Genomic DNA, 26326 nt, shown 5'->3' with positions numbered 1-26326 from the left:
TGCGAGTCTCTCTCCGCTTGAGGGGTCTCGCCGCCCGGAAGCCCACCGAACTTGGAAGCGGCATGCCAAGCGAGCGTGCCTTGCCGATCAATTGGACTGGACGTGTGCCATGACCACCACCGACAGCAGCACTGAAAAGCGGCCCTTCAACCTTTCGCGCTGGGCGATCGGACATCCGAGTATCGCCCGCTTCCTGTTCGGGCTGATCATCCTTGCCGGCGCGCTCGGCCTGATGCGCATGGGCCAGAAGGAAGACCCGGACTTCACCTTCCGCGTCATGGTGGTGCAGGCGGTGTGGCCCGGAGCCTCGATCCAGGACATGGAGGACCAGGTCGTCAACAAGATCGAGCGCAAGCTGCAGGAAACGCCGCATCTCGATTTCGTGCGCTCCTACACCCGCGCCGGCAGCGCCATCATCACCTTGCAGGTCAAGGGCGACACCAATGCCGAAGAGGTGAAGGACGCCTTCTACCAGGTGCGCAAGAAGGTCGGCGACATCTCCAATGAATTGCCGCAGGGCCTGCTCGGCCCCTATTTCAACGACGAGTTCGGCGACACCTTCATCACGCTGCATTCGATCAGCGGCGACGGCTTCACCTATCCGGAGCTGAAGAAATTCGCCATCCAGGCGCGTGACATGCTGTTGACGACGCCTGGTGTCGAAAAGGCCGTCATCATCGGCGACCAGCCGCAGAAGATCTATATCGACGTCTCGTCCAAGGCGCTGGCCGAGCGCGGCCTGACCATTGTCGACCTGCAGAACGCCGTGAAGGGGCAGAATGCCGTCGATCCGGCGGGCTCCGTCGACACCGGCCTGCGCTCGGTGCGCATCTCGGTCGAGGGCGACGTCACCAAGGCCGCGGACATCCGCGAGCTCAGGCTGCGCTCCGGCAACCAGGTGACGCGCCTCGGCGACATCGCCACGGTCTCTTCCGGCCTTCAGGATCCTTACGACAACAAATACCTCTTCAACGGCCATGAGAGCGTCCAGCTCGGCGTCGTCATGGCCAAGGGTTTTAACGTCAGGGACGTCGGCAAGGATGTCGAGGCGACCTATCAGCGCTTCGAGGCGGGGCTGCCCTACGGCGTGTCGGTCGACCAGATCTCCGACCAGCCCCAGGTCGTCAAGGACGCGGTGAGCGAGTTCATGGAGGCGCTCGGCGAGGCGCTGCTCATCGTGCTTGCAGTCTCGCTGCTGTCGATCGGTTGGCGCTCGGGCCTGGTGATCGCCATCGCCATCCCGCTCGTCTTGGCCGCCACCTTCGCCATCATGTACGAGATCGGCATCGACCTGCAGCGCATCTCGCTCGGCGCCCTCATCATCGCGCTCGGCCTGTTGGTCGACGACGCCATGATCGTCGTCGAGATGATGGAGCGAAAGCTCGAGGAAGGGCTGGTGAAGATCGAGGCGGCAAGCTTCGCCTACACCTCGACTGCTTTCCCGATGCTGACCGGCACGCTGATCACCACGGCTGGCTTCATCCCGGTCGGCTTCGCCGCCTCGACCGCCGGCGAATATGTGCGCACGCTGTTCTATGTCGTCGGCATCGCATTGGTCGTGTCGTGGTTCGTCGCGGTCTATTTCACGCCGTGGCTGGGTTACATGATCCTGAAGCAGCGCAAGCATGCCGGCACTCATCACGATGTCTTCGACACCAGCTTCTATCGCCGCCTGCGCGCGACCGTCGCCTGGGCGGTGCGCCACCGCATCATCGTGCTGGTGATGACGCTGGTCACCTTCGCCACCAGCCTCTGGGCCTTCCAATTCATCTCGCAGAACTTCTTCCCGCAATCCTCACGCCCGGAAATCCTGGTCGACCTGTGGCTGCCGGAAGGCACCTCGATCAAGGAAGTCGAAAACCAGGCCAAGTCGTTTGAAGGCAGGATGGCGGACGATCCGGACAAGCGCTTCATCGCCACCTATATCGGCGAGGGCGCGCCGCGCTTCTTCCTGCCGCTCGACCAGCAGCTTCGCAACCCGAACTTCGCCCAGCTCCTGGTGATGGCCAAGGACGAGCCGGCGCGCGAGCGGCTGATCGTCAAGATGCGCAAGATCCTGGCGCAGGACTTCCCATCGATCCGCGGCAAGGTCGACCGTCTCTTCCTCGGTCCGCCGACGGGCTGGCCGGTGCAGATGCGCGTCATGGGGCCGGACCGCCAGGAGGTACGCCGCATTGCCGATGAGGTGAAGGCGAAGTTCCAGGCCAACCCGCTGCTCGGCGCCATCCATGACGACTGGCTGGAACCAGTGCCGGCGATGAAGCTGGTGATCGATCAGGATCGCGCTCGCGCCCTTGGCGTCACCTCCCAGCGCATCCGCCAGATGCTGCAGGCCACCATGTCCGGCGCTCCGCTCGACGACTTTCGCGACGGCGAGGAGACGGTCTCGATCGTCGCCCGCGAGCCGGACGCGACCCGCAAGCTGCTGTCCTCGGTCGACTCGGTCTATATCCCGACCGACTTCGGCGGCTCGGTGCCGCTGTCGCAAGTGGCCAAGGTCGTGCCCGTCATGGAGCAGGGCATCGAATGGCGGCGCGACCGCCTGCCGACGATCAGCGTGCGCGCCACGCTGCCGGATGGCGTGCAGTCGAACGACGTCGTCACCAAGATGTACAACGACATGAAGGACCTGCGCGCCGGCCTGGCGCCCGGCTACAAGGTCGAAATCCAGGGCGGCGCCGAGGATTCGGCCGAGAGCCAGGCCTCGATCGCCGCCAAGGCGCCGATCATGCTCGCCATCATCGTCGTGCTCCTGATGGTCCAGCTGCAGCATTTCGGCAAGTCGATGCTGGTGCTGGCCACTGGCCCGCTGGGCATCATCGGCGCCGCCGCGGCGCTGCTGATCAGCGGCGCGCCGTTCGGCTTCGTCGCCATCCTCGGCGTGATCGCGCTGCTCGGCATCATCATGCGCAACTCGATCATCCTGGTCGACCAGATCGACCAGGATATCGCGGCCGGCATGGAGCGATCGGAAGCGATCGTAGGTGCTGCCGTGCGCCGCTTCCGGCCGATCATGCTGACGGCGCTGACCGCCGTGCTGGCGCTGATCCCGATCTCGCGCGCCGTCTTCTGGGGGCCGCTGGCCTACGCCATGATGGGCGGCATCCTGGTCGCCACCATGCTCACCATCCTGGTGCTGCCTGCCGGCTACGCCCTGTTCTTCGGCCGCGCGCCGAAAAAGGCCAAGACCGACGAGCAGGCGCCTGAGACGGAGAAGATCGAAGGCATTGAAAGACCGCAACTAGCCCTGGCAGCGGAATAAGGTGGCAACCTGGAATCATCCGCCATCGTCATCAGACGGTGGCGGATGATCTGCATGTACGGGCAACCACGTCTTGACGACGCCGTGCGCCGGTCAGTCTTCGCTTACTGGCGCCAAATGAAATGAAACGGGCGCGCCGAGGCGCGCCCGTCTCTTTCAATTGCCATGTTAGATGACGAACACCCAGTTGGCGATCAGCATCACCGCCACGCCGGCGATCAGTGTCAGGTAAGGCAGCATACCCGCTTTCTTGACCGAGAGGTCGGCGCCCGCCATGCCAAGGTCGGCCAGCATGTGATCGGGGAACTTGCCCTTGTCCTGGATGTAGTGACGGAAGCAGAACACCGGGATGATCAGCGCCGCCGTGATCAGGCCGGCCCACAGCGCCATCGGGTTCCACACCTTGGCGCCGGCGCCCATGAAGATCGCGTTGACATAGGCGAAGATCGCGCCGATGCCGAGCAGCCAGGTCGGCGCCTTCCACGGCCGATTGATATGGCCGTTGTCGATGCGGTGGATCCAACCGGCATTGAGGTTGAGGAAGTTGAAGATGATGTAGCCGCAGTTCGACACGGCGAGAATGAAGAAGAAGCTCGTCGCGTCGGCCGAGGCGATGGCCAGCACGATCAGGTTGAAGCAGAGGTCGGTCCACATCGCCCGCGTCGGCGCGCCATGCTCGTTGACATGGCTGAGATAGCGCGGCAGCCAGCCGTCGACCGAGCCCTGGTAGAGCGTGCGCGAAGAGCCGGCCATCGCCGTCATGATGCACAGCACCAGCGCCAGGATCATCAGCATTACCAGCAGGCTGTGGATCAGCTTGCCGCCGCCGACCATGCCGGCCAGCGCGTCGGCGACGCCCGAGCCGTCGACGATCGGCGTCGCCAGCATGCCGTTCAAGCCCAGCACGCCCTGGAAGGTAAAGGGTACCAGGATGAACAAGAGCATGCAGAGCAGGCCGGAGTAGAAGATCGCCTTGAAGGTATCGGTGCCGGGGTTCTTGAATTCCGACGTGTAGCAGACCGCGGTTTCGAAGCCGTAGGTCGACCATGCGGCGATGAACATGCCGCCGAGGGCAAGCGTCCAGCCGGCAATGTTCCACGAGCCGGGATCGGGCGCATAGGCGGCGGCCAGCGGCACCAGCGGCGAGAAATTCGCCCAGTCGATCTGGCCGGTGAAGATTGGCACGACGCCGACGATCAGCATCGGGATGATGACGAGCAGGCCGATATATTTCTGCACACTGGCCGTGCCGAGGATGCCGCGATGCTGGATCGAGAAGATGATCAGCATCAGCACCGCGCCGATGAAGAAGGTGGCGTTGAAGGTGAACGACACCGGGCCAAGCGTGTGGCCCCACAGCGACCATGTGCGGATCGCCGGCGTCGCGGCGGCGGTGACCGCGGCGATCGCGTCGGCGGGCACCGTTCCGGCATGCGCGGCGATATAGGCGATCACTTCCGGCGAGGTGTCGGTGAAGATCGGCACCGGCGCCAGCGCGTTGAGGATATAGGCGGCCGCGATCGAACAGCCGAGCGACAGCACCGGCGTCCAGGCGAACCAGTTGCACCACACCGACAGCGGCGCGATGAATTTCGAGTAGCGCAACCAGGCCGTCGCGCCGTAGATCGAGGCTCCGCCCGACTTGTTCGGAAACAGGCCGGCGATCTCGGCATAGGTGAAGGATTGCAGGAAACCCATGATCATGGACACCGTCCAGATCAGGAAAGCGAGCTTTCCGGTCGTCCCGGCAATGCCGCCGATCGAGAACAGGACCAGCGCTGGAACGCCGCTTGCCACCCAGAAGGCGCCACGCCAGTCGATATGCCTGAGCAGCTTGCTTTCGGCAGGCTGCTCGAGGGCCGTGCTTATCGTGCTCATATCTTGTGTCTTCCCCTTTTTGTTGTTCCCCGCCAGCGACGCTTCGGCTCTCGCGAAGCTTGCTCCCCGGCAAATCAGCGTCGACCCGTCGTGTTTCCACTCAGTCGTATTTTTTTCTTAAGAGTGAAGATTGATCCGACGCGCTTTCGCGTCAAGCGTTTTGTGAATGTCATGCACATCACGCTTGCGAAACATTGACCCGACCGCCGCCGGCGGAGCCGGCGAGGGTCGGATCCGCCTTGGGAGGCTTTCAGAAACCCGGCTTTTAGGAACGCGGTTTGGTCTTCTGTGGATCGTAATGGGCGAAGGCGACGACACGCGCCGGCAGGCGCTTGGCATGGCCGTCGAGCTTGCCGATCTCGACCTCCGTGCCGATCTCCGCGTGGGTGACGTCGAGCCGAGCCAGCGCGATGGTCTTGCCGAGCACCGGCGAACGCATGCCGGAGGTGACGACGCCGATCTGGGCGCGGCCGACATGGACGCAGTCGCCATGGCCGACCGGGACGTTGGCGTCGACGTCGAGCCCGACGAGCTTGTGCTGCGGGTGCTCCTTGCGCCGGATCAGCGCGTCGCGGCCGATGAAGTCGTCGGCCTTGGTCTTGACCGGCACGGTGAAGCCGATGCCGGCCTCGAACGGATCGGTCTGGTCGGAGAACTCGTAACCGGCGAAGATCAGTCCCGCCTCGATGCGGACCATGTCGAGCGCCTGCAGGCCCATCGGCTTCAGCCCGTGCGGCTGCCCGGCTTCCCAGACGGCGTCGAACACCTTTTCGGCGTCGCGCGGATGGCACCAGATCTCGTAGCCGAGCTCGCCCGTATAGCCGGTACGCGAGACCACGACCGGAATGCCGTTGCCGCCGCCGATGCGCGCGACCGCGAAGCGAAACCATTCGAGCTCGCCGATCGAGGGCTGCACCGGCGAGGTCCAGACGACCTCCTTCAATATGTCGCGGCTCTTCGGCCCCTGCACGGCGATGTTGTGCATCTGGTCGGTGGAGGAGCGGACCAGCACGTTGAGACCGAGTTTTTTCGCCGTCTCGCGCAGCCATTCGCCGGAAAGGTCGTCGCCGCCGACCCAGCGGAAATTGTCCTTGCCGAGCCTGAGCAGCGTGCCATCGTCGATCATGCCGCCATGCTCGTAGCACATCGCCGTATAGACGACCTGGCTGACGCCGAGCTTCTTGACGTCGCGGGTCAGCGTGTATTGCAACAGCGCTTCGGCATCCGGCCCGGTGACCTCGAACTTGCGCAGCGGCGACAGGTCCATGATCACGGCCGCCTGCCGGCAGGCCCAGTATTCGGCGATCGGACCTTCCTTGGCGAAGGAATTGGCGAGCCAATAGCCCCGGTATTCGACGAAGTCGCGCGTGTGCTTGGCAAAGCTGGAATGAAAGGCTGTCTCGCGGGTCATTTTCGGTTCCGAGTCGGGCTTCATGCGTCTGGCGATCGCTCGCGAGAATTTGTGCTGGCCGGAATAGCTGCGCACGTGGATGTCGGTCAGGTCCCAGCCATTGGCGGGCGTGGTGTCGTCCGGGCAGGCCGAGGACACGCAGACGATGTCGGTGAGCGCCCTGAGCAGCACGTAGTCGCCCGGCCGCGACCACGGCTCGTCCGACACCATCACGCCATGCGCGTCGATCGCCGTGTTGAAGAAGAAATTGATCGCCATCCAGCCGGCGCGGGGCGTCACGCCTTTGTCCGACAGCGCCTTGTTGAAATTCTCCGAGCAGTTGGTGTGGCCGGGATAGCCGATATCGTCGTAATATTTGGCGGCGCAGGCGAGCGCGAAAGCGTCGTGCCGCCCGCATGTGTCCTGCACCACCTCGACCAGCGGCTCCATGTCCTGGTCGTAATATTTCGAATGCAGGCCGGGCATCGGATAGGCCGAGCCCATCAGCGTGCGGGTCGTCGTGACGTCGAGCGGCAGGTCGCGGCCCTTGTCCAGCTTGCGCGCCGAAAAACACTGGAAGTCGGTGCATTGCCGGCCATCGACATCGATGATCTGCAGATAGTCGCCGGCCTTGACGAAATAGGATTCGGCGGTCGCCGAATGCACTCTGAGGTCGAGCACCGGATCGGCGAGCGGATCGGGAAGCTGCGACCTTGTCTTCAACCGGATCGTGGCGCGGCGCACCATGACGGTGAGCGGCGTCGCCGTGTTGTGGCCGTCGACCAGCATCGGCCCGCCCGGCGCCGCGATCAGCAGCGCGCCGTCGCGCTGGACGGAAAAGCTCTGCTCGGTGCCGGCTGGCGTGGCGCCGCCGAACACGCGCACGGCCTTTGGCTGGTCGAGCTCTAACTTGCGACGCTCAAGGCTGACGCGCAGCGCCGAAAGGCTGTCGTCACCCTCGGCAAGCAGCGCCTTGATGCCGGCTGCATTGCTGTTCGAGCGTTCTCCGAAAATGCCGGGATCGGTCGTGCCGGAGGTATCCCAGGCCAGAAGCTCGCAGGGCTGCCCACCCTCGACATTGGTCACGCTTACACTGTCGCCGGCCTCGACGTCGATCAGCACCGCGCCGTTGCCCTGCACGGTGTAGCGTTCCATCCCCGGCGGCAGCGCGATCTGGCCGGGCCTCAGGATCAGGCTTGGACGGGGCGCTCCGGACAGGACGGCGGGGTAGGGCGACTGGGTCATCTCAAACCCTCCTCCGAACGAGAAACAAGTTTGCCTGTGTGTAAAATTATTTTAGCAGCAAGAATAGCAGGGCGATGGCGTTTGGCAAGGCGGGTCTTCCCTTCTCCCCTTGCGGGAGAAGGGGTCGCCGCAGGCGACGGATGAGGGGTGTTCCAGGGGACGCCGGCGTCTCACTTCGCTGGAACACCCCTCATCCGCCTCGGCGCTGACGCGCCGATCCACCTTCTCCCACAAGCGGAGAAGGGGAAGGCGGGCGTCGCTACGCCAACTCCTCGGAATGGCCGATCTCGACACCGTATTCCGCAGCCGAGTCCAGCATCGTGTGCCACAGGCTCTCGGCGAAGGTCGCGAACACCAGGAAGTTGAACACGGCCTGCCCGTTGCGATCCTTGCCGCGCCACAGCGTGACGCTGGTGTGATCCATCGATGTGGCGGCCGCCGCGCCGACGCCAAACACATCGGGATGCAGATCGATCGACGACAGCTTGGCGAGCATCGCGCGTGCCTTGTCGCCGCTAACGCGGATCAGCGCCCGCGCGTGCGATTGATCGGAAAGCGAAGCCGAATCGGCAAAGACAGGCGCAAGCCCATCCATCGTGTGTTTGCCGCCTTTCGACAGCACGAGGAACTGGCCTGGTCCCGACCAGATCAGCGTCGCGTCGGCCGCGTCGGTCGCCTTGGGCGTTTCCGGCGCGGCGACAGCGAAGCCCGCCTTTGCGGCCTTCGCCATCTCGGCGGACTTGCCACGCCGCGCCATCACCTGCACGAGGCCGAAATTGCGGATCTCGGTCAGCGAAACGCCGGCTTCGCCTTGCGCGCCATAAGCGCCGGCGACCAGCGCGCGGTCGAGCGGGCTGCGGACATCCCAGGAAAAATCAGCCACGCTGGCGCCCTCCATCCGGATCGTAGAAGACGGAATTGCAGAGCTCGACATCATAGTCCTCGCCGCGCAGCGGATCATGCGCCCGCGCGATCTCGCCGATACGCTCGCGCCCGCGCTCGACAAGGCCGAGCCCGATCCACTGGTCGAGCGCCGGCGAGAAGCAGACCGAGGTGACATAGCCCTGGTCGTTGTCGGGGCCAGGGGTCTCGCCCTTCGGAATGATATGCGCGCCGGAGCGGAGCCGGCGCGCCTTGTCGGTCGGCTTGATGCCGACGACCACCTGCCGGTTCGGCGCGACCAGCGCCTCGCGGCCGGCCATGACGCGGCCGATGAAATCCTTCTTGGTCGACATCATCTTGCCGAGGCCGAGATCGCCCGCCGTGGTGGTGCCGTTGAGCTCTGGCCCGGCGACATGGCCCTTTTCGATGCGCATCACGCCGAGCGCCTCGGTTCCGTAGGGCGTCACGCCAAACGGCTTGCCGGCAATCATCAGGTTGCGCGCCATGGCTTCGCCGTAGCGCGCCGGCACGGAGATCTCGAACGCCATCTCGCCAGAGAAGGAAATGCGGAACAGCCTTGCCTTCAGGCCGCCGCGCAGCTTGACCTCGCGCGCGCCCATGAACGGGAAGCCTTCGTTCGACAGGTCCTCGGCCGGATCGACGATCTCCTTGAGCAAGTCGCGCGTCTTCGGTCCGGCGATCGAGAACTGCGCCCACTGGTCGGAGACCGAGGTCAACTGCACGTCGAGCTCTGGGAACAGCACCTGCCGGCAGAATTCGAGGTGCTGCATCACCAGCCCGGCCTTGGCGGTCGTGGTGGTGAGGAAATAATGGTCCTCGGCCAGCCGCGAGGTCGTGCCGTCGTCGTAGACGATTCCGTCCTCGCGCAGCATCAGCCCGTAACGCGCCTTGCCGACGGCGAGGCTGGAGAAGGCGTTGATGTAGACGCGGTCGAGGAAGGTGCCGGCATCGGGCCCATGCACGTCGATCTTGCCGAGCGTCGAGACATCGCAGAAGCCGACGCCGTTGCGCACGGCCTTCACCTCGCGGGTGACCGATTCCAGCCAGTCCTTCTCGCCCGCGCCGGGGTACCACTGCGCGCGCTTCCAAAGGCCGGTGTCGACAAACACTGCGCCCTGTTCGGCCGCCCAGTGATGCGAGGGCGTCAGCCGCGTCGCATGGAAATTCTCGTCGCGGTGGTGGCCGGCGAAAGCGCCGATGGCGACCGGCACGTAAGGCGGCCGGTAGATCGTCGTGCCGGTCTCGGGTATCGACTTGCCGCTGACCGCCGCCATGATGGCGAGGCCGGCGACATTCGAGGTCTTGCCCTGGTCGGTCGCCATGCCGAGCGTCGTGTAGCGCTTCAGGTGCTCGACCGATTGAAAACCCTCGCGCTGCGCCAGCTCGACATCGGAAGCGGTGACGTCGTGCTGCTGGTCGACGAACGCCTTGCCCTTGCCGACGACATGCCAGAGCGGGGTGATCGAAAAGGCTTCGTCGTCGGCGACCGGCATCGATCCGATATTGCCGCCGCGTCCGGCATCGCGTGCCGCGGCAGCGCCGGCTTCAAACCCTTCGCGCAGGCAGGCGCCAAGTCCGAAAGCGCCGTTGGCCGCGCCCGCCGCGACCATGCCGGGCGGTACGCCGTCCGGCACGAAGGCGGCGATGTCGTCGCGCCATTTCGGCCGGCCGCGATGATAGGAGGTGAGGCCGACCGCCGGGTTCCAGCCGCCGGAGACGGCGAGCCCGTCCGCCTCGACCTCGGCGCGGGCGCCGCCGGTCAGCGAGACGGAAATCTTGCGCACGCCGCCCCTGCCGCCGTCGACGCCGCTGACGGAGCCGTGCAGCACCGGGAAGCCGCCCTTGCTGGCAAGCGAGCGATGCGCCGGCGAAACGTCCGGCCGCGCGTCGATCACCGCCGCCACCTGCAGTCCGGCGGCGATCGCCGTTTCGGCCGTGCGCCAGCCATCCTCGTTGTTGGTGAACAGCGCGATCCGCCTGGACGGCGTGGCGGCGTAGCGTTTGATGTAGCTGCGCATGGCCGACGCCATCATCACGCCGGGCGTGTCGTTGCCGGCAAAGACGATCGGACGTTCGATCGCGCCGGCTGCGACCACGCAGCGCTTGGCCACGATGCGCCATAGACGCTGGCGCACCTGATGTTCCGGCGGCACCGGCAGATGGTCGTTGACGCGCTCGATAGCGCCATAGGTGCCACCGTCATAGACGCCGAACAAAGTCGTGCGCGTCATGATGCGCACATCCGGCATCGCCACCAGTTCGGCAACCGCGCGCGCGACCCATTCGGCGGCCGGCAATCCGTCGATCGTGCCGCCATCGGCGAGCAGGCGGCCGCCGAGGACGAAATCCTCCTCGCACAGGATGACGCGCGCGCCGCAGCGCGCGGCGGCAAGGGCAGCCGCCAGGCCCGCCGGGCCGGAACCGGCGATCACCACGTCGCAATGCGCCCAGGCCTTGTCATAGTGGTCGGGGTCGGAAACCTGCGCTGCGCGGCCGAGACCGGCGGCGCGCCGGATCGCCGGCTCGTAGATCGCTTCCCAGAACTTGGCCGGCCACATGAAGGTCTTGTAGTAGAAGCCGGCGACGAAGATCGGCGCGAACAGCTGGTTGACCGACATCACGTCGAAATTGAGCGAAGGCCAGCGGTTCTGGCTGGCTGCCTCGAGGCCCTCATACAGCTCAGCCGTCGTCGCCTTGGTGTTCGCCTCACGCCTTGCGCCGCTGCGCAACTCGACCAGCGCGTTCGGCTCTTCCGAGCCCGCCGTCAGGATGCCGCGCGGGCGATGGTATTTGAACGAGCGGCCGACCAGCTTGATGCCATTGGCAATCAGCGCGGAAGCCAGCGTGTCGCCCTTGAAGCCTGAGAGCGTCTTGCCGTCGAAGCGAAAATTGAGCGCGACCGAGCGATCGATGAGACCGCCATTGTTCAGCCGGTTTGCCTGATTGCCGCGCATCACGCACCAACCTTGGCGGCGCCGGCGCCCGCCGCCGGTTCGACAGAAGAAATCTCATGCGTCAGCGTGTTGCGGGTGACCTTCAGCCAGGCCCGGCAGCCGCCGCCATGGTACCAGTGCTCGCTCATCACGCCGGCGATGTTGTCGCGCAGATAGACGTAATCGTAGACGGCGTCCTCGCCGGCATCGGCCGCGGGGCGTTGCGGCTTGGCGTCGCCGAGATAGGTGAACTCGCCGAGTTCGCGTTCGCCGCAGAAGGGACAGACAATGCGCATGGTTTTCCGGCTGTCCTCAGAGCATGATGCCAAAAAGTGTGGAGCGGTTTTTGGATAACATCGTGCTCTATCTCTAATGCAGGTTCGGTTGGGCGCCCTGGCCCTTCTCGTCGATCATGGCGCCGCGCTGGAACCGGTCGAGGCGGAACAGCGCGGCTTCCTTGTGCGATTGATCGCGGGCGATGAGATGGGCAAAGACGAAGCCCGAGCCCGGTGTCGCCTTGAAGCCGCCATAGCACCAGCCGGCGTTGATATAGAGGCCGTCCACGGGGCTCTTGTCGATGATCGGCGTGCCGTCCATCGACATGTCCATGATGCCGCCCCACTGGCGCAGAAGCCGCACGCGGCCGATCATCGGGATCAGCGCCATGCCGCCTTCGCAGACATCTTCCATGACCGGCAGATTGCCGCGCTGCGCATAGGAATTGTAGCCGTCGATGTCGCCGCCGAAGACCAACCCGCCCTTGTCCGACTGGCTGACATAGAAATGTCCGGCGCCGAAGGTCATGACGCCGGGGATCAGCGGCTTGATCGCTTCGGAGACGAAGGCCTGCAGCACATGGCTTTCGATCGGCAGGCGAAGACCCGCCATCGCCGCCACGCGCGAGGAAGAACCCGCGACCGCCATGCCGACCTTGCCGGCGCCGATCTTGCCGCGCGAGGTCTCGACCCCGGTTACCTTGCCGTTGGCGTCGCGCGTGAAGCCGGTAACCTCGCAATTCTGGATGATGTCGACGCCGAGCGCGCTCGCCGCATGCGCGTAGCCCCAGACCACGGCGTCATGCCGCGCCGTGCCGCCGCGCCGCTGTAAGAGGCCGCCCTGCACGGGAAAGCGCGCATTGTCGAAATTCAGGAACGGCAGCATCTTGCGCAGTGCCGCCTGGTCGAGTAGCTCGGCGTCGATGCCGTTGATGCGCATGGTGTTGCCGCGCCGCGCGAAGGCGTCGCGCTGCGCGTCGGAGTGATAGAGGTTGAGCACGCCGCGCTGGCTGACCATCGCGTTGTAGTTGAGGTCCTGCTCCATCGTCTCCCACAGCTTCATCGACAATTCGTAGAAGCCGGTGTTGCCGGGCAGGCCGTAATTGGAGCGGATGATGGTGGTGTTGCGGCCGGCATTGCCGGAGCCGATCCAGTCCTTCTCCAGCACCGCGACGTTGCGGATGCCGAACTCGCTGGCGAGGAACCAGGCGGTGGCGAGCCCGTGGCCGCCGCCGCCGATGATCACCACATCGTAGCGATCCTTGGGCGCTGCGTCGCGCCAGGTCGGCTGCCAGTTCTTGTGGCCGGAGAGAGCGGCGCGGGCGAGCGAGAAGATCGAATATTTCATAAGTTCATTCCAAGGCCGCTCGCCATACGCAGGATCTTTCCTGACGCATCGGATTTACCCGAAAACTGCTTCGCTTTTCGGTCCGATCCTCTAGATATCCAGCGTGTGGTCGCGCTCCCACTGCGTGAAGTGCGAAGCATAGGAATTCCATTCCTGGTGCTTCAGCTTTAGATATGCCGACGAGAATTCCTCACCCAGCGCCGCCTTCAGCGATTTGTCCTTGTCGAACTCGCGCAACGCATCGAGCAGGTTGAGCGGCAGTTTCGGCGCGCCTTTCACGGTGTGGCCGAACTGATACATGTCGATGTCGTAGCGCTTGCCGGGATCGGCCTTGGAGCGGATGCCGTCGAGGCCGGCCGCGATGATCACCGCTTGCAAAAGATACGGATTGGCGGCGCCGTCCGGCAGGCGCAATTCGAAACGGCCAGGCCCGGGCACGCGCACCATGTGCGTGCGGTTGTTGCCGGTCCAGGTCACCGTGTTCGGCGCCCAGGTCGCGCCCGAAATGGTGCGCGGCGCGTTGATGCGCTTGTAGGAATTGACCGTCGGATTGGTGATCGCGGCAAGCGCCGAAGCGTGCTTCATGATGCCGCCGAGGAAGTTCTTGCCCTTGGCGGAGAGGCCGAGCTCCATTGCATTGTCGGCAAAGACATTGGTCTTGCCGGTCTCGTCCCACACCGAGATGTGCGCATGGCAGCCATTGCCGGTCAGGCCCTGGAAGGGCTTGGGCATGAACGTCGCCCGCAGCCCGTGCTTTTCCGCGATCGACTTGACCATGAACTTGAAGAAGGAGTGCTTGTCGGCTGTCGCCAGCGCGTCGTCGAAGGACCAGTTCATCTCGAACTGGCCGTTGGCGTCCTCATGGTCGTTCTGGTACGGACCCCAGCCCAGCGCCAGCATGTGGTCGCAGATCTCGGCGATCACGTCATAGCGGCGCATCACCGCCTGCTGGTCGTAGCAGGGCTTCGATGCCGTGTCGTACTGGTCGGAGATCGCGCTGCCGTCCGGCGAGATCAGGAAGAACTCGGCCTCGACGCCGGTCTTGACATGCATGCCGTCGCCGGCCGCTTCCGCGATCAACCGCTTCAGCGTGTTGCGCGGCGCCTGGTCGACCTCATTGTCGTCCATCATGCAGTTGGCGGCGACCCAGGCGACATCTTTCTTCCACGGCAGCTGGATCACCGAAGCCGGATCCGGCACTGCCAGCATGTCCGGATGCGCCGGCGTCAGATCGAGCCACGTCGCGAAGCCGGCAAAGCCCGCGCCGTCCTTCTGCATGTCGGCGATCGCCTGCGCAGGCACCAGCTTGGCGCGCTGTCCACCGAACAGGTCGGTGTAGGAGATCATGAAATATTTGACGCCGTTCTCCTTGGCGAATGCGGCGAGATCGTTCCCCATTTATGTAGTTCCTCGCTTATGTATTTCGGATGCTGGCTGGAGCGGAGGACCCGTCCCAGCTGTTGCCTTGACGCAATTCCAGGCGGAATTGTCCTAGAAGCCGTTCCTCCCCGGTATCCAGCTGGTGCCGGCCAAAGGCACGCCGGCCATGGCGGCGGCTTCGATGGAGAGCGCGACGAGATCCTCGGGCTCGAGATTGTGCAGGCTGTTCTTGCCGCACGCGCGGGCAATGGTCTGTGCCTCAAGCGTCATCACCTTGAGGTAGTTCGCGAGCCGCCGGCCGGCCGCGATCGGGTCGACCCGCTTCATCAACTCGGGGTCCTGCGTGGTGATGCCGGCCGGGTCACGGCCTTCATGCCAGTCGTCATAGGCGCCGGCGGTGGTGCCGAGCGCATTGTAATCCGCCTCCCAGCGCGGATCATTGTCGCCGAGCGCGACGAGTGCTGCCGTGCCGATCGATACCGCGTCGACGCCGAGCGCCAGCGCCTTGGCGACATCGGCGCCGTTGCGAATGCCGCCCGAGACGATCAGTTGCACTTTGCGGTGCATGCCAAGGTCCTGCAGCGCCTGCACCGCCGGCCTGATGCAGGCAAGCGTCGGCTGGCCGACATTCTCGATGAACACTTCCTGGGTCGCCGCGGTGCCGCCCTGCATGCCGTCGACCACGACCACGTCGGCCCCTGCCTTCACCGCGAGCGCGGTGTCGTAATACGGCCGCGCCCCCCCGACCTTGACGTAGATCGGCTTTTCCCAGTCGGTGATCTCGCGCAGTTCAAGAATCTTGATCTCGAGATCGTCCGGCCCGGTCCAGTCGGGATGGCGCGAGGCCGAGCGCTGGTCGATGCCCTTGGGCAGGGTGCGCATCTCGGCGACGCGGTCGGAGATCTTCTGTCCGAGCAGCATGCCGCCGCCGCCGGGCTTCGCGCCCTGGCCGACGACCACTTCGATGGCGTCGGCGCGGCGCAGGTCGCGCGGGTTCATGCCATAGCGTGACGGCAGGTACTGGTAGACCAGTTGCTTGGAATGGCCGCGTTCTTCCTCGGTCATGCCGCCGTCACCGGTGGTGGTCGAGGTGCCGGACAGCGTGGCGCCACGCCCGAGCGCCTCCTTGGCCGGGCCGGAGAGCGACCCAAAGCTCATGCCGGCGATGGTGATCGGTATCTTCAGCTCGATCGGCTTCTTGGCATGGCGCGAGCCGAGCACCACCGAGGTGTCGCAGCGCTCGCGGTAGCCTTCCAGCGGATAGCGCGAGATCGACGCGCCGAGGAACAAAAGGTCGTCGAAATGTGGCAGCTTGCGCTTGGCGCCGGCGCCGCGAATGTCATAAATGCCGGTTGCTGCCGCGCGGCGGATTTCGGAAAGCGTATAGTCGTCGAAGGTCGCGGATTTGCGCGGCGTCGTCGGCGGGTTGCGGTAGGTCATCTTGCCTCAATACGCGTCGGCGTTATCAATGTTGAAATTGTAGAGTTTGCGGGCCGAACCGTAGCGCTTGAACTCCGAGGCCTTGACGCCGGTAACGCCGGCCTTGTCGAGCAGGTCCTGCAGCAATTCGATGTGCTCGGGCCGCATCTCCTTGGCGATGCAGTCGGCGCCGAGGCTTTCCACCTTGCCGCGCACGAAGAGCCGCGCCTCGTAGATGGAATCGCCCAGCGCGTCGCCGGCGTCGCCCAGCACCACGAGATTGCCGGACTGCGCCATGAACGCCGACATGTGGCCGATATTGCCGTGCACGACGATGTCGATGCCTTTCATCGAGATGCCGCAGCGCGACGAGGCGTTGCCCTCGATGACCAGCAGCCCGCCGCGGCCGGTGGCGCCGGCATACTGGCTGGCATCGCCCTTGATGACGATCGAGCCCGACATCATGTTCTCGCCGACGCCGGGCCCGGCCGAGCCGTGCACGGTGATCGCGGCGCCGTCATTCATGCCGGCGCAGTAATAGCCGACGCTGCCGCGCACATCGATGCTGACTGGCTGGTCGACGCCGACGGCCACAGAGTGGCTGCCCTTGGGGTTGAGCACTTCCCAGGCGGTCTCGTTCGAGCCGGGTGTGAGCTTGTGCAGCGCCTGGTTCAATTCGCGCAGCGAATGTTGCGAAAGATCGAAGACCCTTGCATGGCTCTGATCGCGCTCGGCTTTCGACATTGTGGTTGCCGGCATCGGCTCAGTGCTCCCAGAAGTAAACGGTTGCGGGCTCGGGCTCCCAGACCCGCGCATTGTCGATGCCGGGCAATTTGGTCAGCGCGCGATATTCCGACCCGAAGGCGACATACTGGTCGGTCTCGGCCATGACGGCGGGCTTGCAGGCGATCGGATCGCGTACCACGCCGAAGCCGTTCTTGGTGCCGACGACGAAGGTGAAGAAGCCGTCGAGGTCGGAGAGCGTGCCTTCCAGCGCCTCGCCGAGATTCTTGCCGTGCGCCATCCGGTTGGAGAGATAGGCGGCCGCCACTTCGGTGTCGTTCTCGGTCTCGAAGGTCATGCCGTCGCGGATCAGTTCGCGGCGCACATTGTTGTGGTTGGACAGCGAGCCATTGTGCACTAGGCACTGGTCGGCGCCGGTCGAGAACGGATGCGCGCCCATCGTCGTCACCGCCGATTCCGTCGCCATTCGGGTGTGGCCGATGCCGTGTGTGCCGGTCATTGAGCGCACGTCGAAGCGGTCGACGACGGCTTCCGGCAGGCCGACCTCCTTGTAGATCTCGACTGCTTCGCCGGCGCCCATGATGCGGATGTCGGGGCGAAGCGACTGCAGCGCCTCGCGCGCCGCGTCGACCTTGTCCGGCGCGGTTCGGATGACGGCATGGGTGGATTTCGTGGCAAGACTGACGGGAGCGCCGATCGCCTTGGCGAGCTCGACATCGAGGCCGCGGAAATCGCGCTCCGGCTTGGCCGACTGGATGGTGATCTTGGCTTCATTCTTGGAAGGGGCGCCATAGATGGCGATGCCGGCGCTATCCGGGCCGCGGTCGCTGAGCGACACCAGCATCTCCGACAGCATCGCGCCGAGCTTCGGCTCCAGCGCCTTGTCCTTCAAGAAAAGTCCGACGATTCCGCACATGCCAGCCTCCAGCGTTTTTTGGCTCTCAGATGATGTACCCAATGAGTTGGCCAAGTTCAATTGGTATGAAAGAAATTTTCCTGTCGTTATATATTCGACGGCACATCACCTTTGGCACTATCGCCGTCCGGACGCGCCTTGTGAACCCAGATCGCATGGCGGATGCGCGCGATCCTGTAGGCGTCGAGGATCGAGAGGGCATAGATCAGGAAACCGCCGGCATGGCGGCCGATGAAGCCGGCCTCGGCCGGCGCCAGCTTGGTTGTTATCCAACCAAGGATCACCATGAAGAACAGGAATTGCAGCCCGCGCACCGGCACGCCGAGCATGACATGGCCGCTTGCCGGCAAAACGATCGCCGCGCCGAGCACGAGATACGGATTGGCCGGGGCGGAGGAAGCGGCTTCGTCGGTCATGCGGCCTGCCTTTCGCGCCGGTTGATGGCTTCGCGCAGGCCTGAGGCCACCGCGAGCAGGCGTTCGATCAAGGCAGGATCGATCCTGGTATCGCCGAACGCCGCCTGCCGGAACACGCCGTAGCGGGCGCGCTCGGCCTCGGCCAGCAGCCAGACGATGCGCACGCCGTTCGGCGTGATCAGCAATTCCTTGGCGCGGCTTTCGGCAAAAATGCCGGTATGGGCGGCAATCAGATCCTGCGGGAAGGCGACGCCCTTGCGATCCGTTTTAAGAACTGCTTCGGCGGGAAAGCCCAGCACCTTCGGCAGCGTGTGAGCAAGATGATCGAAATTGGAGAAAGTCGTCGCCGAATTCGGCCGCATCATCATGTCGAACGTACCCGGTACCGCGACCGGCTCGGTAATCGAAACGCTAAGCCAGCGTGTCGGCAGCTTTCGTGTCGCCAGCGTGTCGACGATGGTACGCAGCTGAACGCGCTGGCCGTTCCAGGAGCCGGCCCAGGTGACGACGCCGGCCGTGCCGTCGGAAATGTCGGCGGCATCCGCAATGACGCTGCGAACGCTGGCGGCATCGGCGGCCAAGGCCGCCTTCGCCCTGTTGCGGTTGGCGCGAGCGAGCCAAACAACATGAGCGACGACGCCCAATGCGATCGTCCCGGTAAGCAATACTGACGCCAGCTCGGACATCTCGACACGCCACGGCCCGCCGTCGACAGGCGGGCTCTCACTCCACTCAATAGCCCTGCGGCTTCGGCCACGGCATGGAGAACTGGTCGCCGCGCCGCACGAATTTGTAGCGGTAGAAGTGGAACCATAGCGAAATCAGGAAATAGAACACGGTCATCGCGATCAGCTGCGAGCCGAAGCCGAGGAAGATGGCGAAGAACGTCACCATGCACAGGCAGAACAGGACGATCGCCGGCAGCGGATGGAAGGGGTGGGTGTAGCCGCGGCGGATCGTGCCCAGCGGCCACTTCCTGCGGAACATCATGATGTTGATGCTCATGAAGGTGTATTGCAGCACGCCCGACAGGATCGAGAAGGTGATCGCCTGGTTGAGGTCGGCGATGAAGGCGAAGGCCAGCGCGATCGGCAGCAGAAACAGGATCGAGCGGTAGGGCGTGCGGTACTTGGGATGCACCGCCGAGAACCAGCTCGGCAGATAGCGGTCGCGGCCGAGCGAGAACCAGGCGCGCGCCGCGTCGTTGATGCAGCCATTGGCCGAGGCGAGCGCGGCCAGCAGCGTCGCGACGAAGAGCAGGTTTTCGAGCAGCGGGCTGCCGGTCAGCTTGCCGGCGTCCCACAGCGGATAATAGGTGATGCCGAGATATTCCCAGGGCATCAGCGAGGCGCAGACATACCAGGTCATCGCGGCGGCGATCAGCAGCGTGATCATGCCGGCCATGGTGCCGTAGGGCAGGGAGCGGGCCGGCGAGCGCACTTCCTCGGCCGCCTGTGTCGTTCCCTCGATGCCGAGATAGTACCAGATGCCGAACTGGAAGGCGGCGATCACGCCGATCCAGCCATAGGGCAGCGCATTGGCGGGGGTGACCAGCTCGTTTAGTTTCAACACAGCCCCTTGCGTCCACGGGCTGACCGAGAAGAACAGGATGACGATCGAGACATAGGCGATCGCGGTGATGACGAAATTGACGTTGAGCGTCATCAGCACGCCGCGATAGTTCAGCCAGGCGAGCACGACGATGGTGGCGGCGATGAAGGAATTGTGCGTCAGTCCTTCGACGCCGGCCTTGGCGACGATCGTGTCGCCGAGGAGGATCGCGTCCGACACTTCGAGCATGGTGTAGGCGAACACCAGGAACAGCGCGACGTTGAAGGCCATCAGCGGCCCGACGATATGCTTGGCCTGCGCATATTGGCCGCCGGCGGCGGCGACTGTCGACGTCACCTCGGAATCGATCATCGCGACCGAGGTGTAGAGCAGTCCGACGACCCAGCAGACGATCAGCGCCGCGAGCGCGCCACCCTTGTCGGCGGAGAAATTCCAGCCGGTGAACTCGCCGACGAGCACGATGCCGACGCCCAGCGCCCACACATGCGCCGGGCCGAGCACCCGAAGCAGCGAGACCCTGTCGCCGTGGATTGTCGTCGTTTGTCCCGTTTCAACCGCAGCCGTCATATCGTCCCCACTCAGATCCGGTGTTTTTCGGAAACGGCTTCAAGCTCACCTTCACGGGAAGACGTCAAAGTCTCCTCGGAATAGGTCGTATCGACCTTGAACCAGTCGTAGAGCATCCACAGCGCAAGCACGACCGAGATGGCCCAGCAAACGTAAGACAGTCCCATCCACATGATGTTTTCTCCGGACTCGTCGAAAGTCTCTTTATCGTCGAAAGTCTCTTTGTCGTCGAAGTCTACTTGTCGTCGAACTTCTCGTTGATGACCTCGCGATATTCCTTATCGGAGGCGCGGAACAGGAAAACGAAATAGGCGATCAGCACGATCGCCATGATGATCAGCGTCGGCCAGTCGATGATGTAATGGAAGCGGTTCTGGATGATGTCGTGCGCCGTCTCCGGCGTGTAGCCCAGCTTCTCCCAGATCGAGGCCATGGTCGCGTTCTGGCCGAGCGCGTCCCAGGTCTTGGCGTCGAGCGCGTCGATCGACTTCGCCGCCCCGGCAAAGCCGAGTTTCAGCGGCAGCCAGAGCGCCACGAAGATTGCGACCACCACGACCGCGATGTCGAGGACCTGTCCGGCCTTGCTCTGCTCCGGCGGGATATAGCGAGGCATGGTTTCTCCCTTCACGATTGACGGTTGCGGGCGGCGTCGGCGTTCTTGATGTCGAGCCCGTAGATGAAGTCCTTGTCTTCCTTGTAGTGGTTGAGCATGGCGAGGATCGCGGCGGTGTTGAAGATCAGCACCGCGGCGGCCGCAACCGCCACCACGAGCTTGATGCCGCTGTGCGGAATGTACGGCCATGTCATCAGGAGGACGAAGAGGATCGTCGCCCACAGGCACACGATCAGGAGCACGGATCCACGCAAGTCGGAACGGTACAGCGCTTCGATGCGCTGCTGCATATCGGACATCGGTTTTCCCCTTCTGGCGACGTCCGGCCATACACCCCGACCGGGCGCCCACTCTTTCAACAGAGTGAAATTTTTTTCATAAATTCCGCTCGATTCCCGGAATTGTCAAGCCGGATTTACGCATCGTAAACCGTTTGTTCAGGTCAAGAAATTTGCCTGACAATGAAATTTTTTGCTTCAAGGGGATTGCAGGGCTTCGCCGTTTGCGGTCAATATTCGACCAAGCTCCGCCACCAAGCAGGAGCAGGGAACGGCAACGACTTAAATCGCACGGAGGACGATCGGATGACGGCATCCTGGAGATTCTCGACCCTGGCGGACCGCCATCGCGCGCTCGGCTCAAAACTCGAGGACTGGAGCGGCATGGGCACCGCCTGGACCTACGACAAGGATGCCGACGCGGAATATGTCGCGATCCGCACCAAGGCCGGGCTCATGGACGTCTCCGGCCTGAAGAAGGTCCACATCACCGGGCCGCACGCCTCGCATCTCATCGACCTCGCCACGACGCGCGACGTCGAAAAGATCTATCCCGGCAAGTCGGCCTATGCCTGCATGTTGAACGAAGCCGGAAAATTCACCGACGACTGCATCCTCTACCGCATCAGCCCGAACTCCTGGATGGTCGTGCACGGCTCCGGCACCGGCCACGAGGATCTGCAGCGGGCGGCGATGGGCCGCGATGTCTCGATTCGCTTCGACGACAATCTGCATGACCTGTCGCTGCAGGGGCCGACCGCCGTCGACTATCTGGCCAAACACGTGCCTGGCATCCGCGACCTCAACTACTTCCACCACATGCACACGCAACTCTTCGGTTTCCCGGTGATGATCTCGCGCACCGGCTATACCGGCGAGCGCGGCTACGAGATCTTCTGCCGCGGCCAGGACGCCGGCACGATCTGGGACAGGATCCTCGAGGAGGGCAAGAGCGCCGGCATCATTCCGTGCCGCTTCACCACGCTCGACATGCTGCGCGTCGAGAGCTACCTGCTCTTCTACCCCTACGACAATTCCCAAAAGTATCCGTTCGAGAACGAAGGCCCCGGCGACACGCTGTGGGAACTCGGCCTCGACTTCACCGTCAGCCCCGGCAAGACCGGCTTCCGCGGTGCCGAGGAACACTATAGGCTGAAAGGCAAGGAGCGCTTCAAGATCTACGGCGTGCTGCTCGACGGCAAGGAGCCGGCGGACGAAGGCGCGCCGGTCTACCGCGACGGCAAAAAGGTCGGCGTGGTCACCTGCGCCATGTATTCGCCGCTGGTCAAGAAATCGATGGGCATCGCCCGGCTCGACGTGGACTGTGCCGTCAAGGACACCAAGCTCGAGATCCACAACAAGAGCGGCTCCATCAAGGCGACGGCGCAGCCATTGCCGTTCGACGATCCGAAAAAGACCAAGCGGACCGCCAAGGGCTGAGGCATCATCAAGGGGGAGGGATTTCGAGGCACGAAGGAAAGAATGGCAGCCAAGACGATCATCAGCCGGCCCATCTACGGAACGCTCTCTCCGCAGCCCGGCAAGCATCATCTTTTCATCGCCGACGCAGAAGGCGCGCTGGCGATAACGAACATGGCCGGCAAGGCTCCGCCCGGCTTCTTCGACGGAGCCGAGATCGTCTTTATTCCCGACCCCGAGGGCAAGCACATTTCAGCGCTTGAGGCGCTGAGGCCGGCCCAGCTCCATCTGCCGCCGTCCTTCGCCAGCCTCCTGCCGCGGCTCAGGCAGACGCTGACCAACGCCCATATGGGGTTGCGCCTCTATCTTGCCGGCACCGAGGGCCTGATCGGCCAGGCCATGCAGGCCGCGCTTGAAGCCGGCATCGACCACACCTCGATTGAGACCGAGCATCGCGGCTCGCTGGCGCGGCGCATGCAGTGCGTGCACTGCAAGGGCATCACCGAGAATGTGACCACGCAGCCGGCGCTCTGTTCGCATTGCGGCCTGCTGCTCCTGGTGCGCGATCACTATTCGCGGCGCCTCGCCGCCTTCCAGGGCGTGTGCATCAACGCCGAGGATCGCTCCGAGATCCCTCCAATGGAGGAGGCCTTCCCATGAGCACGGGCACCACCAAGCTCGACGTCGTCGTCAGCGACGTCGTTCCCGTCAACTATCTCGTCACCCGCTTCCATTTCCGTCGCCGCGACGGCGAGTTGCTGCCGACCTTTTCCGGCGGCGCCCATGTCGTGGTCGAGATGCGCGACGGCGACCGCACCAGGCTCAATCCCTATTCCCTGATGGGCTCGCCGCTCGACACGCGCGAATACACGATTTCCATCCGGCGCGACGATGTTGGCCGCGGCGGCTCGCTGTTCATGCATAGGTCCGTCAAGCCTGGCCTGGAGATGGTGATCAGCTATCCCGTGAACCTGTTCTCGCTCGATCTGAGAGCAAAAAAACACCTGATGCTGGCTGGCGGCATCGGCATCACGCCCTTCATGGCGCAGACCGCGCAACTGGCAGGGGCCGGCGGCAATTTCGAGTTGCACTACACCTGCCGCACCGCTTCGCTCGGCACCTATGCCGATGTGCTCCGAGAGCGCTACGGCAACCGGGTCAGGCTCTATCACGACGACCGCGAGGAGCGCATCGATCTCGATCGGCTCTTGTCCTCGCAGCCGCTCGGCACGCATGTCTATGTCTGCGGCCCGGCCGGCATGATCAACTGGGTGCGCGATCGGGCAGCAAGCCTGGGCTGGCCGCCCGAGACCGTGCATTTCGAGCATTTCGCGGCTCCGCAACCCGGCGCGCCGTTCGACGTCGAGTTGGCTGTCAGCGGCAAGACGATCCGCGTCGGCGAGCAGCAGAGCCTGCTCGAAGCCATCGAAGCCGCCGGCGTCGACCCGCCCTACCTGTGCCGTGGCGGCGTCTGCGGCCAATGCGAGACCAATGTGATCTCTTCCAACGGCAAGTTCATCCACAACGATCACTGGCTGAGCGAGGAAGATCACCGTTCAGGCTGCAAGATCATGCCTTGCGTCTCGCGCTTCGAGGGCAAGTTGCTGGTCCTGGAAAGATAGGAGGCGTCAATGGGCATCACCTTTCGCAAGGAAACTTTTCGCGACGACTTCACCTTCAAGAACAGCCCGGAGCACATCAGGCGCTTTCCGTTCCCGTTCAACGAAGACGCCTACATGTACGCGGTCAACATCGAGCCGCATGTCGTGGGGCCGAAGGGCAGCGTTCTCGAAAACCTGATCGACGTCGACGAGCACTATGTCGCCGAGATGCAGGACCGCGCGCTGGTGCTGGCTGAGGATCCGCTGCGCTGCCAGTCGCTGCCGCACATGACGCTCGCCGGCTGGGACCTGCTCGAGCTCCTGATGGAGCAGCAGGCGCTGGGATATCCCGAGCATTTCACGCTGGAGCGAAACGGCGACCGCTGGCGCTGGATCAACCGGCCGCTCGGCATCGACGATACCTTCACTTTCGGCGACACCTCGACGCTGCCCTACGGGCCGATGGAATACATCACCCGCCAGAGCCAGGGCGACTTCTGCATCCTCGACCAGCGCGACGGCAATCTGTGGATGGATGCCGGCATGGTCACCACGCAGGCCGACTGGTCGCTCGACTTCGACATCGGCATGAACTTCTTCGAATGGCACGCGCCGGTGCCGTTGGCGCATGAGAAGGGCATTTTCACCCGCGCGCTGAAATTCCTCACCAACATCCAGCAGGGCAAGCCGGCCAGGCGCCTCAACTGGACGATGACCATCAATCCGCGCCTCGACACCAGCCCCGAGAATTATCACAAATGGGGTCCGGACCGCGCCACGGTCACGCCGGAGAATGTCGGCGACAAGGTGCATCTGCGCGTCGAATTGCAGAGCTTCTGGCGTCTGCCGCGCTCCAACGGCATCGTCTTCCCGATCCGCTGCTACCTGATCAAGATGGACGAGCTGGTCACGCAGCCGAAATGGGCGCGGCGCCTGCACCGCGTCATCCGCGACCTGCCGGAAGAGCTCGCCACCTACAAGGGCCTGACGCGGTATCGGCCGACGCTGGTCGACTGGCTCTCGAAGCTCGACGACGGCAGCCCGACGTCACCGGGATTCGGGCCGGATTGAACCGCTGATCTCCGCCTTGGGCGCCTCGGCGCCGACGTTGGAGATTGGCCGAAACCTCCATGACGTCGTCATACTCGGGCTTGACCCGAGTATCCATGCCGTGACCTTGGGTGCAGGGTGCAAGGGCGCGGAATTCTGAAACCGTTGCAACGCTTTAGCGTCGCGGCATGGATTCTAGGGTCTGCGCGCGTCGCGTCGCTCCTTGCTTCGCCCTAGAATAACGAGCGCGGTAAGGGCCGGATCAGCCAATCACCCAGCGCTGTTTTGCGGATAGCAGATAATCGACAGATAGCGCATCGGCAGTTGCGTCAGCTCTTCCGGTCCGTGCGGGGCGTCGGCGTCGAAGAACAGGCTGTCGCCCGGCTTCATCGCATAGAGATTGTTGCCGTGCCGATAAACGACCTCGCCTTCGAGCATGTAGAGGAACTCCATGCCGGCATGCTGGAAGGTCGGGAACACGTCCGAATTCTCGGTCAGCGTGATGAGATAGGGTTCGACGACGACGCCGCTGGTGTTGGCGCCGATATGTCCGAGCAGATTATACTGGTGGCCGGCGCGCGTGCCGCGCCGCTCGACGTCGACACCTTGGCCGGCCTTGACGAAAACGGCGCTGTGCTCTTCCTCGAAACGGCGGAAGAACGCGGTCACCGGAACGCCCAGCGCCCGTGACAGCGCCTGCAGCGTCGTCAGCGACGGCGAGGTGATGCCGTTCTCGATCTTCGACAGCATGCCAAGTGAAATGTCGGTGGCGGTGGCGAGATCGGCGACGGTGATGCCGAGCTTCTTGCGGAACGCGCGCACCTCATGGCCGATCGCCACTTCCAACACTTTCTCGCGCGTGTCGCGGATGGCGTGAGGATTCTGCGTCAATGGCGTGCGGATCGTGCGCCCGTTCGCCGAAACGCGCTTCGGCGGCGCGTTGCCCTTCGCTGCCGCATCGGTGGACCTGGTGCCGGAATTCTTGTTCGCCATATCGCCCCCGACTCTCGCGGATTTATTTCACTCAAGGTGAACATATGCGGTGGCGATACAAGAGCGCAACCGCGACAGCAAGCCGACAAGTATCGCTGGGGACCGATGGCTGCGACGCGAATGC

At 64.1% G+C, this 26326-nt stretch carries 22 protein-coding genes; 5 read left to right on the top strand and 17 right to left on the bottom strand.

What is annotated here, in order from left to right; genetic code table 11:
* Positions 1–109 precede the first annotated feature (109 nt).
* Positions 110–3262 carry an efflux RND transporter permease subunit gene (locus FJW10_RS05940; RefSeq protein WP_140899091.1) on the top strand — a complete coding sequence of 1051 codons (3153 nt, stop codon included), beginning with the start codon at positions 110–112 and terminating at the stop codon, positions 3260–3262.
* Between the two features lie 168 nt (positions 3263–3430).
* Here the strand turns inward: FJW10_RS05940 and FJW10_RS05935 are convergent, their stop codons facing one another.
* The 16 genes from FJW10_RS05935 to FJW10_RS05860 form a co-directional block, all read right to left on the bottom strand.
* On the bottom strand, positions 3431–5140 hold the full coding sequence (locus tag FJW10_RS05935) for an APC family permease (protein WP_140837198.1): 1710 nt from the start codon (positions 5138–5140) through the stop codon (positions 3431–3433).
* Between the two features lie 265 nt (positions 5141–5405).
* Positions 5406–7775, bottom strand: coding sequence for an aminomethyltransferase family protein (locus FJW10_RS05930; RefSeq protein ID WP_140899089.1), 2370 nt, complete (start codon positions 7773–7775; stop codon positions 5406–5408).
* A 259-nt stretch (positions 7776–8034) separates the two neighbouring features.
* Positions 8035–8658 carry a sarcosine oxidase subunit gamma family protein gene (locus tag FJW10_RS05925; RefSeq protein ID WP_140899087.1) on the bottom strand — a complete coding sequence of 208 codons (624 nt, stop codon included), beginning with the start codon at positions 8656–8658 and terminating at the stop codon, positions 8035–8037.
* A complete protein-coding gene (locus FJW10_RS05920) occupies positions 8651–11632 on the bottom strand; it encodes a sarcosine oxidase subunit alpha (RefSeq protein ID WP_140899085.1) in 2982 nt (993 codons plus the stop codon). Before FJW10_RS05920 ends, FJW10_RS05925 begins: the two co-directional genes overlap by 8 nt.
* Positions 11632–11907: a sarcosine oxidase subunit delta gene (locus FJW10_RS05915; protein WP_140899084.1), complete on the bottom strand. Its 276-nt coding sequence runs from the start codon at positions 11905–11907 to the stop codon at positions 11632–11634. Before FJW10_RS05915 ends, FJW10_RS05920 begins: the two co-directional genes overlap by 1 nt.
* A gap of 73 nt (positions 11908–11980) precedes the next feature.
* On the bottom strand, positions 11981–13234 hold the full coding sequence (locus tag FJW10_RS05910) for a sarcosine oxidase subunit beta family protein (protein WP_140899082.1): 1254 nt from the start codon (positions 13232–13234) through the stop codon (positions 11981–11983).
* Between the two features lie 90 nt (positions 13235–13324).
* Complete coding sequence (glnT, locus tag FJW10_RS05905; protein WP_140899080.1) at positions 13325–14632, bottom strand: type III glutamate--ammonia ligase; 1308 nt, start codon at positions 14630–14632, stop codon at positions 13325–13327.
* Positions 14633–14725: 93 nt separating this feature from the next.
* Positions 14726–16054, bottom strand: a complete 1329-nt coding sequence (locus FJW10_RS05900) for an FMN-binding glutamate synthase family protein (RefSeq protein WP_140837185.1) — start codon at positions 16052–16054, stop codon at positions 14726–14728.
* A 6-nt stretch (positions 16055–16060) separates the two neighbouring features.
* Positions 16061–16792 carry a GXGXG domain-containing protein gene (locus FJW10_RS05895; RefSeq protein WP_140899078.1) on the bottom strand — a complete coding sequence of 244 codons (732 nt, stop codon included), beginning with the start codon at positions 16790–16792 and terminating at the stop codon, positions 16061–16063.
* A gap of 4 nt (positions 16793–16796) precedes the next feature.
* Positions 16797–17693: a glutamine amidotransferase family protein gene (locus tag FJW10_RS05890; protein ID WP_140837181.1), complete on the bottom strand. Its 897-nt coding sequence runs from the start codon at positions 17691–17693 to the stop codon at positions 16797–16799.
* 86 nt (positions 17694–17779) lie between these two features.
* Entirely contained in the window at positions 17780–18109 is a 330-nt protein-coding gene (locus FJW10_RS05885) for a hypothetical protein (protein WP_140837179.1), read from the bottom strand.
* Positions 18106–18795: a hypothetical protein gene (locus FJW10_RS05880; protein ID WP_181177425.1), complete on the bottom strand. Its 690-nt coding sequence runs from the start codon at positions 18793–18795 to the stop codon at positions 18106–18108. The genes FJW10_RS05885 and FJW10_RS05880 overlap by 4 nt, the downstream gene beginning before the upstream one ends.
* Positions 18796–18841: 46 nt before the next feature.
* Positions 18842–20248, bottom strand: coding sequence for an APC family permease (locus tag FJW10_RS05875; protein ID WP_140837176.1), 1407 nt, complete (start codon positions 20246–20248; stop codon positions 18842–18844).
* A gap of 11 nt (positions 20249–20259) precedes the next feature.
* Entirely contained in the window at positions 20260–20421 is a 162-nt protein-coding gene (locus tag FJW10_RS05870; RefSeq protein WP_140645122.1) for a hypothetical protein, read from the bottom strand.
* A gap of 62 nt (positions 20422–20483) precedes the next feature.
* On the bottom strand, positions 20484–20861 hold the full coding sequence (locus FJW10_RS05865) for a hypothetical protein (protein WP_140705111.1): 378 nt from the start codon (positions 20859–20861) through the stop codon (positions 20484–20486).
* An 11-nt stretch (positions 20862–20872) separates the two neighbouring features.
* On the bottom strand, positions 20873–21160 hold the full coding sequence (locus FJW10_RS05860) for a hypothetical protein (RefSeq protein ID WP_140705113.1): 288 nt from the start codon (positions 21158–21160) through the stop codon (positions 20873–20875).
* 285 nt (positions 21161–21445) lie between these two features.
* Here FJW10_RS05860 and FJW10_RS05855 point away from each other — a divergent pair, with 285 nt between their 5' ends.
* Genes FJW10_RS05855 through FJW10_RS05840 form a run of 4 tightly spaced genes read left to right on the top strand, consistent with a single transcriptional unit; the run spans position 21446 to position 25230 of the window.
* Complete coding sequence (locus FJW10_RS05855) at positions 21446–22579, top strand: aminomethyltransferase family protein (RefSeq protein WP_140899076.1); 1134 nt, start codon at positions 21446–21448, stop codon at positions 22577–22579.
* A gap of 42 nt (positions 22580–22621) precedes the next feature.
* Positions 22622–23218, top strand: coding sequence for a dimethylamine monooxygenase subunit DmmA family protein (locus FJW10_RS05850; protein ID WP_140705117.1), 597 nt, complete (start codon positions 22622–22624; stop codon positions 23216–23218).
* On the top strand, positions 23215–24180 hold the full coding sequence (locus FJW10_RS05845; protein WP_140899074.1) for a PDR/VanB family oxidoreductase: 966 nt from the start codon (positions 23215–23217) through the stop codon (positions 24178–24180). The genes FJW10_RS05850 and FJW10_RS05845 overlap by 4 nt, the downstream gene beginning before the upstream one ends.
* Before the next feature lie 9 nt (positions 24181–24189).
* Complete coding sequence (locus tag FJW10_RS05840; RefSeq protein WP_140645117.1) at positions 24190–25230, top strand: DUF3445 domain-containing protein; 1041 nt, start codon at positions 24190–24192, stop codon at positions 25228–25230.
* Between the two features lie 249 nt (positions 25231–25479).
* Here FJW10_RS05840 and FJW10_RS05835 read toward each other — a convergent pair whose 3' ends face one another.
* Positions 25480–26202: an XRE family transcriptional regulator gene (locus FJW10_RS05835; protein WP_140835242.1), complete on the bottom strand. Its 723-nt coding sequence runs from the start codon at positions 26200–26202 to the stop codon at positions 25480–25482.
* Positions 26203–26326 lie beyond the last annotated feature (124 nt).

This window comes from Mesorhizobium sp. B4-1-1 (assembly GCF_006439375.1).
In the GTDB taxonomy this organism is placed as follows: Bacteria; Pseudomonadota; Alphaproteobacteria; order Rhizobiales; family Rhizobiaceae; genus Mesorhizobium.
Note: the sequence above shows the minus strand (reverse complement) of the source record. Positions and strands in the feature narration are given on the sequence as shown.